14 protein-coding genes are annotated in these 9,937 nt (G+C 64.7%); all 14 read right to left on the minus strand.

Annotated elements, in window-relative coordinates:
* Nucleotide 1: 1 nt before the first annotated feature.
* The 14 genes from INR38_RS17880 to INR38_RS17945 all read right to left on the minus strand — a co-directional run bounded on the left by INR38_RS17880 (nucleotide 2) and on the right by INR38_RS17945 (nucleotide 9,793).
* Nucleotides 2-334 carry a DUF1799 domain-containing protein gene (locus INR38_RS17880; RefSeq protein ID WP_207444410.1) on the minus strand — a complete coding sequence of 111 codons (333 nt, stop codon included), beginning with the start codon at nucleotides 332-334 and terminating at the stop codon, nucleotides 2-4.
* A gap of 80 nt (nucleotides 335-414) precedes the next feature.
* Nucleotides 415-735 carry a hypothetical protein gene (locus INR38_RS17885; protein ID WP_183017373.1) on the minus strand — a complete coding sequence of 107 codons (321 nt, stop codon included), beginning with the start codon at nucleotides 733-735 and terminating at the stop codon, nucleotides 415-417.
* 79 nt (nucleotides 736-814) lie between these two features.
* Complete coding sequence (locus tag INR38_RS17890) at nucleotides 815-1,747, minus strand: phage tail tube protein (protein ID WP_207444409.1); 933 nt, start codon at nucleotides 1,745-1,747, stop codon at nucleotides 815-817.
* Between the two features lie 37 nt (nucleotides 1,748-1,784).
* Entirely contained in the window at nucleotides 1,785-1,967 is a 183-nt protein-coding gene (locus tag INR38_RS17895; protein WP_207444408.1) for a hypothetical protein, read from the minus strand.
* Nucleotides 1,964-2,362 carry a hypothetical protein gene (locus INR38_RS17900; protein ID WP_207444407.1) on the minus strand — a complete coding sequence of 133 codons (399 nt, stop codon included), beginning with the start codon at nucleotides 2,360-2,362 and terminating at the stop codon, nucleotides 1,964-1,966. The genes INR38_RS17895 and INR38_RS17900 overlap by 4 nt, the downstream gene beginning before the upstream one ends.
* The gene (locus INR38_RS17905; protein ID WP_207444406.1) at nucleotides 2,359-2,991 is read right to left on the minus strand and encodes an HK97-gp10 family putative phage morphogenesis protein; all 633 of its coding nucleotides are present in this window, start codon (nucleotides 2,989-2,991) and stop codon (nucleotides 2,359-2,361) included. The genes INR38_RS17900 and INR38_RS17905 overlap by 4 nt, the downstream gene beginning before the upstream one ends.
* The gene (locus INR38_RS17910; RefSeq protein WP_016445322.1) at nucleotides 2,984-3,322 is read right to left on the minus strand and encodes a head-tail adaptor protein; all 339 of its coding nucleotides are present in this window, start codon (nucleotides 3,320-3,322) and stop codon (nucleotides 2,984-2,986) included. The genes INR38_RS17905 and INR38_RS17910 overlap by 8 nt, the downstream gene beginning before the upstream one ends.
* Before the next feature lies 1 nt (nucleotide 3,323).
* Entirely contained in the window at nucleotides 3,324-3,671 is a 348-nt protein-coding gene (locus INR38_RS17915; protein ID WP_016445321.1) for a head-tail connector protein, read from the minus strand.
* 2 nt (nucleotides 3,672-3,673) lie between these two features.
* Nucleotides 3,674-4,102 carry a hypothetical protein gene (locus tag INR38_RS17920; protein ID WP_207444405.1) on the minus strand — a complete coding sequence of 143 codons (429 nt, stop codon included), beginning with the start codon at nucleotides 4,100-4,102 and terminating at the stop codon, nucleotides 3,674-3,676.
* Between the two features lie 72 nt (nucleotides 4,103-4,174).
* On the minus strand, nucleotides 4,175-5,581 hold the full coding sequence (locus tag INR38_RS17925; RefSeq protein ID WP_242699101.1) for a phage major capsid protein: 1,407 nt from the start codon (nucleotides 5,579-5,581) through the stop codon (nucleotides 4,175-4,177).
* Between the two features lie 3 nt (nucleotides 5,582-5,584).
* Nucleotides 5,585-6,223, minus strand: coding sequence for an HK97 family phage prohead protease (locus tag INR38_RS17930; protein WP_207444404.1), 639 nt, complete (start codon nucleotides 6,221-6,223; stop codon nucleotides 5,585-5,587).
* Entirely contained in the window at nucleotides 6,223-7,473 is a 1,251-nt protein-coding gene (locus tag INR38_RS17935; RefSeq protein WP_155524685.1) for a phage portal protein, read from the minus strand. Before INR38_RS17935 ends, INR38_RS17930 begins: the two co-directional genes overlap by 1 nt.
* Nucleotides 7,470-9,212 (minus strand): terminase TerL endonuclease subunit, encoded by a 1,743-nt coding sequence (locus INR38_RS17940; RefSeq protein ID WP_207444403.1) that lies wholly within the window; start codon nucleotides 9,210-9,212, stop codon nucleotides 7,470-7,472. The genes INR38_RS17935 and INR38_RS17940 overlap by 4 nt, the downstream gene beginning before the upstream one ends.
* 5 nt (nucleotides 9,213-9,217) lie before the next feature.
* Nucleotides 9,218-9,793 carry a P27 family phage terminase small subunit gene (locus INR38_RS17945; protein WP_207444402.1) on the minus strand — a complete coding sequence of 192 codons (576 nt, stop codon included), beginning with the start codon at nucleotides 9,791-9,793 and terminating at the stop codon, nucleotides 9,218-9,220.
* Nucleotides 9,794-9,937 lie beyond the last annotated feature (144 nt).

Below are 9,937 nucleotides of genomic sequence, written 5' to 3' on the forward strand. Positions count from 1 at the left end.
GCTAGTCCTCCTTTTCTTGTTCTCGGATTTCATTGAGCGCGACCAGAGCCGCGCGCTCCATGACCATCAGCCCGGCCATGACCGAGCGGCGTTTGCGCAGTTGGACAAACAGATCCAGCCAGGCAGTGACACAGGCATAGTTCAGGCCCACGCGCACACCCGTCATGCCGGCGTAGCTCCACTGGGTTTCCAACGCGCGCCAGGCGGCAACGATTTCCCAGTTGTCGCGGTACACGCCGAAGTCCTCGGGCTGCGCCTGCAGGGCCGCGCGCTGCTGCTCGATGGCCTCGGCCACGCGCTCGATGTCTTGCGCCGGCGCACCCATCGCGCGCATGGCCTCCAACATGGATTCCTGCGGCGCGAAGGGATCGACGGCCTGCGGGCGTATGCCCGCCCACCAGCGCGCGGCCTCGATCAGTTTTTTTCTTTGGCGCCCGCGTTGGTGCGCAGATAGGTGATGGCCGTTTCACGCACGGCGGCGGGGATCTGCAGGAACGCGGCCTTGTTCTCGGGCGTGAATTCCACGGGCTTGCGCTGCAGGTCCACCATGTCCCAGCCCACCAGGACTTCATCCACGACCTCGCCGAACGGCTTGTTGTGCAACTCCTGGCGGCGCTCCTCTGCCGTGCGCTTGAAAACGGCGGTGAAGGACTCTTCGCGCCACAGGCCGCTTTCGGTCTTGGTCTGGATCTTGACGGTTTCCTTGAAGGTTTCCGAGGGGGTGAGGTTGAACATGGATTGACTCCTGATGAGAGGGGACAGAAAAAGAAAAAGGCCGCATAGAGCGGCCTCGGTTGAGGGGAAAAGGGACTGGTCAGCGCACGATCAGCACCAGTTCGTCGTCGCCGACGATGGGCACCAGGTCGAACGGAAGGGCCATCATTGCCACGCCCTGGTCATCGCTGAGCGTGAAGGGGCCGGGCTGGATGTTGGGCATCTGCAGCTCCACGATGTTGCCGGGGTCCACGCCGTGGACGATCACGGCCGGGCCGCGCTCGCTGTTGCGCACGATCTCGGTCCAGTCCTTTGTCGTGACCTTCGGAAACTCCATGGTGATGGAGCCCGTGGGCTGGCGGTCGGGGCTGGCCGCGCCTGCGCAGTTGATCAGCTCGCGCCAGTTCAACTGATTGGCCAAGTTGACCGAAAACGCGCTGGTGCAGGCGCTGTGCCCGAAGATCGTGAGCGTGGGCGTGTTGGTCTTGCCGACAACCTTGGGCTGCATGAACTTCGAGTAATCCACGCCCGTGGGCATGGCGCCCTCCTCCGGCTTGGAGTAGGCGCCCAGGAACTCGAATTTCATCACTGGGATGCCCTTGGGGTTCAGCTCGAAGCTGATCGTGCCCTTGGCGTCCACGATCTTGAACAGCGTGCCATCCAGATAGCCATACAGCGTCAGCAGCGGTTCGCCCCCGCTCACCAGCGTGTATTGCACATCGGTGCCGGCTGTGATGGTCTCCGCGAAGCCGCAGGCCTGCAGCAGATCGCCATAGGCCGGCGCCACACCCGGGGTGCCGCTGCCCGCGATTTCCACTTCGCACGTCAGCTTGCGATGCTCGCCGGACGTGAGCTTGCCGCTGTTGCCCTTGTACGGGCGGATCAGGTCGCGCGCCACCTGCTCGGCCGTGATGGGCTCGGGCATCAGCGCGCGGCACAGGATGGCATTGGCCGCCGCCGTGGGCGTGGCCGCAGTGCCCGCCGCCGTCTGGACCATCGCCAGCAGCAGCATCTGTTTCATGGACTTTGCCATGGGGGTTCCTTTCAGAGGTTTAGGGGTGGGGCAGCGATCAGGGTTGCGGCACGCGCAGGCCGGTCGCGGGGTCGCGCACGTAGCGGCCCGCCTTGCCGTGGAACTCATCGGGGGGCGGCAGCGCGGTGGCCTGGTGATGCGCCGGCTTCACCGGCTTGGCGTTCTGCGGGGCCGGTGCAGACGTGTGCACTGCCTCGTCCTTGTCTTTCTTTGCAGTCATGGCGTGGTGTCCTTTGCTGTGATGAATCGGGGCGTGCGCAAGCGCACGATCAGGGCGCGGGCGTAGACCTGAGGGTCGTCTTCATAGTCCGCGTCTTCGCAGCCCACCTCCCACTGGTAGTGCTCCATGGCTTCGACGGCCGCGCGAACGCTGCCGCCGCCGCTGGTGGGCAGCAGGGTGTCCAGCTCGACCGCGCTGCGGCTGAGCACGATCACCGTGGCGTCGTGGGCGTCGTAGCCGCCGCCGGCGCACCATCCGGGCTCCGGTGCCGTCTCGACGCTGAAAACAGCCGCCGGCCAAGTCGGGCGGGCCGGCAGCTCAAGCCACCAGGTATTGGCCAGCACCGCTTTGAGAGCAGGCAGCAGACGCTGATGGATGCTCGGGCCTGCAGTCATGCGCCTCCCTTCTTTCTTTCGCTGGCCAGGTAGCGCTGCAGCGCCTGGTCCATGGCCGTGATGGCGTTGTCACGCTCCTGCTGCAGCGCGGGCTCAATGAACGGCTTGCGGCCGACCACGCCCTGCGAGGCAGCCCGCCGGCGCGCTCGCAGGCTTGTGGCCTCGTACTTGCGCGTGCGCACGACCACGCGGCCATTGCGAAGCCGCTGCGTGTATGTCGTGACGCCAGACTTGACCGATGCAGGCACCACACGGCGGCCGGTCTCGACCCAGCGCCAATAGAACGGGTCGTTGTCGCGCCGCACCTTGATGCGACCCCGGCTCACGACCAGGCGCTTTTGCCCCTTGGCCTGTACGCGCTTGGTCTGGTCGCGGCCGTGGCGCACCCCGATGTGGTATTGCGCCGTCCCGTCCGGGGCGTTGGGCTCGCGCTTGATGGCGATGTTTTCGACCATGGCGCCGCTGATCACCGATCCATTTGCCTTCGCAATTGCTTTGGCCCGGGCAGTGATCACCTTGCCGCCAGCGACCACCATGCGGCGCGAGACCTTTTGCGCCATGTCCTCACGGACTTCGCGGAAGGCTGCAGTAAGGTCGGGCACGCCGGTGATCTCGGGTTTGTCAGCCATCGTTGACCCCCGTTTCACAGGTCAGGATCAGCGATTCGCGCCGGCCTGCGAAGTTGTTGACGTGCTGGATGTTGTGGCACTCGCCCTCATGCAGCACCCGCATGGTGGCGTCGATACCGGGCATCCAGCGAATCGTGAACTCGGTACGGGCCACTGCCACGATGCCACCAGCGACGCCGGTGGCGGGGCGCTCCGAGCCCGAGAAGTCGCGCCGGCTGGCGGGCAGATCCTTTGCCAGATCCACCCACTGCCGCACCATGCCGCCGCTGCTGTCCTGGCCCATGGCCAGGCGCTGCAGAGTGATCCGCTCTTTGAGCTTGCCGGCCTGCATGTCAGCACCCCATGCGCCGCAGCGGCCGCAAACATGCGCGGGCACCCGTGGGCAACCGTGTAGCGATGGTCCCTGTGACCACCTCCTCACGATTGGTGTACAGGTCGCCCAGGATCAGCAGGATGCCCGCGCGAACCATGTCCGTGCACACCATTGGCAGCGGGCCGGCTGTGTCAGCGGCCAAGGCCTCATCAAGATCCGCCTGGTCTGCGAAAACCCCTCGGTCCAGGTAGCTGACAGCCATTCCCGTTGCCGCCGACAGCTTGAGCTGAATGTCAGCATCTTCCAGGCTGGACACCACCCTGAGATGTTCCTTTGCCTGCTCCAGGCTTACCAGCGGCTTGGGCATGCTCACTCCTTGGCAGGCTCTTGAGCTGCAGCTGCATCCACTGGTGCGGCTCCGCCCGCTTGCTCGCCCGCCGCCTCGCCATTCGCCACGCCGTCGCCAGCGGCGGCCAGCTGATCTGCCGGCGGCGTGGGATCAGTGGGAGGAAGCGGCGCTGGCGGCGCGGTTTCTGTTGCAACCCCCTGCCCTGCCGCCTGCAGGCCCGCCGTGTGCGCCGGCTTGGGCGAGCTGTTGCGGCGAGGGTTCGGGGACTGCGCCGGGCTGGCAGGGCCAGCGGGCTTTTTCTCGGCCGGGCCTGGCGTCTTGGCGCGAGGTTCGCGGACCATGCCGTGGCGCTTGTAGTGCGCGAGGGTGACGGCGTCCAGGCCCTCGGGCAACGGGTCGCCCGGGCGGTAGCGCTTGCCGTCGCGCTCGAATGTCTTTGCTACTTCCATGTCTTCTCTCCAGTCCAGAAATGCCAAACGCCAGCGCAAAGGCTGGCGTTTGGCCGAGGGTTGAGGGAACGTTTACGGCGCGGGGAACTGGCCCGCCACGATGGCAGAGGGGCGCTCCACCGTGAAGCCCAGGCGCTCTTCCACGATCAGGGCCACCATGCCCTTGATCGCAAAGTCCGCATGCTGCTCGGCCACGCGCACGCTGACCTCCTCGCGGTCATAGATCGTTGCCGCGAAGCCGCTGCCGGCCAGGAAGTCGTCGGCCGCCATGGCATGGCTCTCCACCACGGTCTTGCCCCACACGCGCGGCGCGGCGCCATCCGTGGGCGTGCCGAAGATGTAGGCGCCGTCGTTGGTCTTCATCATCTGGATCAGTGCCCAGTCTTCCAGGCTCAGCACGGCGAAAGTGGCCGGATACTGCGCCTTGGCAACCTGCAGGAAGGCCCAGCGCAGATAGTCCAGCTTGGTATGGGCCGGACCACCCGAGGGCACGGCAGGCATGCCGGTAGCGCTGAATGCCACCGCTTGCGGCGTCAGGCCCAGCAGGTTGCCATTGGTGCCGTCACCGAACAGCAGCTGCGCGTCTTCCTTGATCTTCAGGCCCTGGCGCATGCGGCCATCGACCAGGCCCTGCAGCTGCGGCGCGTCGGCCAGCACCTGGCGGCTGGCGGGAATCCAGTGGCCGATGTTTTCGACGGGCGAGCTTTTCTTCTCGAACGTCAGGCCGGATTCGGGCAGCGCGTTGCCTTCGCCATTGCGAGAGCCGGCATTGTTGGTGAAGAGCTTTTCCTGCACCCACTCCACCGAATTGCTGGCGATGCTCACGGCCATGAACAGATCGCGCACCGTCAGCGCCATATCAGGCCCCATGACGATTCCAGCCTGGTGCGGCAGGATCAGCGCACCGGCGCTTGCCGGGCCGCTGGTGATCGCGGCCTTGCCGAACAGGGGCGCATTCATGGTTGCCAGCTCGGCCACGCCACCGCGATAGCTCTTGCAAACTTCGGACTCGCCCACGATCTGGCCCAGGCTCTTTTTCTGGTCGCCGCCACCGCCCAGCAGGTTGGCGGCCTTCTTGGCGATCTCGGCCACTTCGTCGTTGACCTTTTCCAAAGCCTTCTCGACCTTGTCCACCTTCTGGACAGCATCCTGAAATGCGGCCTTGGTGGTGGCATCGACCATGCCTGACTTCATCTCGTCATGCAGTTTGGACACCTTGCCGTCCAGCTCGGTATGGGCCTTGCGGACTTGCTCAACGGTTTCCTTGGCCGCCTTCGCAGTGTCGGTAAGTTGGTCGATGGCCTTGCGGATATCGCCGCCCACCTCGCCCGTCAGGGCCACAGGCAGGGAGCCAGCGGCAGCTAGACCGGCCCAGGCATCGGGCGCAACGATGGGAACGCCCAGGGCGCTGGCAACGGCCAGGATCGCCAGGACAGCGAGGAATGCGTAAGTGACGCGCTTTCGGGTAATGCAGTGCATGTTTCAGTTCCAGGTAAATGCGTGCGTGAGTTGCTTGAGGTTGTCTGCCAGCGTCTCGCTGTCCGGGTCGCCGTCCCGGCGGCCCAGCGACTGAAAGCCGCCAGCAGCCAAGGCCTTGGCCTCGCGCTGGCTGTATCCGAGGCCACGCAGCTGCGCCTCGAAATCTCGAATCGTGGTGGCGGCCTTGACGGTCTCCACCAGCGCTTCCGGGTTCATGCCGAACGGCACCAGGGAGAATTCCCAGAGCACCGCGTCCGTGATGATTCGCACATAGTCGCCATCGCGCTCTTCCCAGGTGGCACCACCTGGCACGATGTCGAAGCCCACGGACAGGCCATCGAGCACGCCGGTTTTCATCAATTCATAGGCGTCCTGCACATAGCTCACACCCAAGGCGAGCTGGCCATCGACCCGCAGGCCGTGTTCGTCCTGCGTGCACTTGGCTTTGCCAGCCAGGCGCTTGAGGTCGTGGTTCATGGCAATGCGCACTTTGCCGTCGCGCGTTTCCTTCATCGCGCGGAACGCTCCGGGCATGATCACGTCCCGGCCAAGATCGACGTTGTTGAACACGGCGGCATAGCCGGTGAACGTGCCGTCTGCCTTGGCTTCCTTGATTTCAATCGGTGCGGTCAGGCGGTCCATCAGGCGCCTCCTTTGTTTCGGGTCAGGATCTCCCCCAGAAGATCCGAGGGGGCCATGTTGAGCGGCACATGCAAGTCGTCTGCACCGTCGATGAGCGGCATGTCCTCCAGCTCGCGGATCTCGTTTTGCGTGATGGCACCGGCCGTGCGCAGCTTCACGTAGTACTCGCCGCGCTGCGTGCTGTCGCCGCGCAGCAGGCCACGGACATCGAACTGGAAATACATGCCGGCGCGACGCTCGGCGGGCGTCAGCAGGCTGCTGTTGAGCCCGGCCTCGATCCGCACCAGGTACGCCATCAACGTGTAATCCAGGAAATGCTTGTTGGCCTGCTCGGTGTTGGCGTAGCTGGCCTTGTCCATCTCCATCAGCATGTGCAGGGGCACGCGGTAGATGCGTGCAGCCTCGGCAATCTGCAGCTTGCGCGATTCGATGAACTGCGCTTCGTTGTTCGGCGTGCTGATGGCCAGATAGTCGGTCTCACCGTCCAGCACCGGCAACTCGCCCTTGTCCCGCGACTCCTTGAGGTACTGGGTGAAGTTGGCGCGGATTTGGTCTCGCTGCTTCTCGCCAAAGTCCGCCGTGGTCTTCAAGATGCCTTGGGGCCGGCCACCGCTGCCGAAGAACTCGGCCGCATACTTTTCCAGCGCCACGGCCAGGGCCAGGCTGTTGCTGTGCAGTTGGTGCGGGGCGTAGCCCTCCAGATCGCCCACACCGCCGAAGCCCCGGATGGGCATCACGTCCTCGCGCCTGCGCTTGATGCGCCGGCCCTGGCGGTCGGTGAGCCAGTAGACGATTGACCCGTCCTGCTGCACCTCGGGCTGTACCCGGGACTTGTGCACCGGCTGGATCTGCAGGATGCGCCCCGTGGACTCCATGCGGTCCACCGGGTTGTAGGACTGGCCCATGGTGGCGAGGCTCACCACCATGGCTTCCTTCCACTCGGGGGCCGTCATGTAGTCACAGGGCTGGTCGTGCACCAGCGTGTAGCGCGCGTCATCCTTGGCCCGCTCCCGCCCCTTCTGTGTGGTGCGGTACAGGTGCAGCGGGATGGTGCCCACGGTCTCGGCAATCAGCCGGATCGCCGACCATGACGCAGTGATCTTCAACTGCGTCAACTCGCCCACGGGCACCTTTGCCCAGGTCGGACCTACGCCCAGGACATTCCAGCCCTGCGGGTTGGTCAGGGTCAGGTCGGTGCCCTTGAGCGCCCAGGCCATCGCCCCGAGCACCGCTTTTCGGATTGGGCTCATGTGCTGTTCGCTTCTGCAAATGACGCCCAGAAAGCCTTGGCTTTCTGGCGCTTGTCGGTTTGAGGTTCCGCCAGGGCCAAGGCACGGCCGAACGCCATCAGCATGGCAATGGCGCCGTCGATCTTGTCTTCCTTGCGGTTCTTGGTCGGGCTTTTCAGCTCGTTGTATTTGCTGGTCAGCACCACCAGGTTGCTGACCATCCAGCTCATGCAGGGGTTGCCGTCATGGCGCACCTTGCCGGCCAGGACCAGGGCTTCCAGCTCCTGCAGGGGCTGCGTGAAAAACAGGCTGCGCTGCGTGATCTCGACCATGGGCAGGCCCTCATCGATCAGCTTGCGCGCCCAGTAGCTGGACAGTGCCGGGTCGTATGCGGCTTCCTTCAGGTCGTGCATGTCGCGGTCGGCCTTGAGGTCTTCCGCGATCATGTCGAAATCGGTGAGGTTGCCAGGGCTGACCTTGATCCATCCTTCATCAACCCAGCCCGACAGCTGCGCCGTCTTGCTCTCCTGCACCGCGACCTGGTTGTAGTACAGACGTGTGCACACGAACCACATCTCGCCGCGCCGGAAGATCTTGACCTTGGCCGCGAAGTCATTTTTCTCTGCCAGGTCGGAAGCCGCATAGCACTCCTCATCGGTGAACTGCTCTTCCCGCAATGAGGTATCGGCACAGGCATTCCACGCCTCCATGTCCATCCAGTTGGTGCCGGCATTGGTCCACACGTTCAGGTGCTTGGTCAGGAAATTGCCCCGGCTGCTGGGTGTCGCCAGCGCCTTGGTTTTCGTGGCCTCCAGCTTGTCCACCTTGGCGCTGATGCCCAGGTTGGGATTCGCCTTGCGCCAGACCTTTGGATCTTTCCAATCGTCGCCCTCGTCGATGGTGTAGATCACCCCGAACCACGTCTCATCGACGTGCGTTCCCTCCAGCACCTTGATGGTGTAGCTGCGCAGCTCGAAGCAGATGCCGCCCGTGTCCTTGCCTGCCGTGGTGATGGCCGAGATGAGCGGCTGACTGCGGGCACCGTCCGCCGACTCGATCACATCCCACAGGTCGCGCTTCTTGTGCGCGTGCACCTCGTCCACGGCCGCGCCGTGCACGTTCAGGCCGTCCTGCGTGCTGGCCTCGGCATTCAGGATCTTGAAGCTGCTGGCCGTGCTCGGGCAGCTGATGTCGTGGCGGCCCACCGTGACGCCGAAGCGCTCGCGGAACTCGCTGTCGCGCAGCACCATTTCGCGCGCCGTGTCGAACACTTCGCGGGCCTGCTCGCCGGTCGTCGCTGCGCTGTAGACCTGTGCGCCGGGCTCATCGTCCGCAAAGGCGAGGTACAGGCAACGGCCGGCAGCGCGCGTGCTCTTCGCATTCTTGCGCGCCACCTCTTCATAGCTGCGGCGAAACCGGCGCAGCCTGGTGCTCGCGTGCACCCAGCCGAACAGGTTGAACTCACAGAATATCTGCCAGTCCTCAAGGCGGATCTTCGCGTAGCGCACCATGCCGTCTTCATAGACCGGCTTGGCCCACTCGCCCTTGATGTGACAGAGCAGCTCTTGGAACTGGCAGGCCCGGCCGCCCAAGCGCACGTCCACCACATACGGGAAACCGTCCGTCCCCTGGCGATCCAGATCCCGCAGGAACCGCTTGCAGGCCAGCCGCTCATACTTGCCCGCGACCTCCTGCCCTTCGGTCACGCGCCTGGCGTAGGCCTTGGCGCGCTCGAAATACTCGGCTTGAGGTCGGGTCATGGCAGCTAGTCGAAGTCGGCGAACCCTATCGGAGAGGCCGGGGCGGCAGCGGGCGCAGCCGGGGATTGCTCATCCTTCGGCGCTTCGCCCTCGAAGAGCTGCAGCTGCGCACGGATGGCGGTTGTCACATTGGCCTGCTCGGCCGGGCTCAGGCCGAACTTGGCCAGCAGCGACAGCATCATTTGCCGTTCGCTTTTGAGGATCTGATAACGGGGGTGCTGCATGGGCATCCCGTTCGGGCTGGTCACCTCGAATGCACCCATCGGGTCTTTGCCTTCGGCCCGCAAAAGGTTCTGGCGAGCGCGCAGCGAATGGCGCAGTTCCTTCACATCGGAAACCGTCTCGCACAGCTCCTCGAAGATGTCCGAATACACAACCGATATCAGGTTGTAACGGAGCAGCTCTGCGCCCAGGCGCTTCCACACCTTGCGCGCGCCAGGGCTCAGGCCCTTCGGCACTGGCGGCATTCCCGCCTCTGGCCGGAAGGTGCTGTCCAGGTTCACCGACATCGGGCGCTTGCCCCGGTTGCCCTCCAGCACTTTCAGCTCTACCGGCTTCGCGGCCGGGCCTCGTCGTCCCATGGTCTACCTCCTACCCCCCCACCCCCTGAAACCTGCGCGTGCAAAAATTCCACGGAGCGGTCGGTTTCCACACAAATGGGCCGAAATACAACACCAACGCCGTCGACGGGCTTTTGCCGACAGGAACAACGTCTGCCCCAACAT

This window comes from Delftia sp. SD018, from assembly GCF_017355445.1.
GTDB classification, from domain to species: Bacteria; Pseudomonadota; Gammaproteobacteria; order Burkholderiales; family Burkholderiaceae_C; genus Comamonas; species Comamonas acidovorans.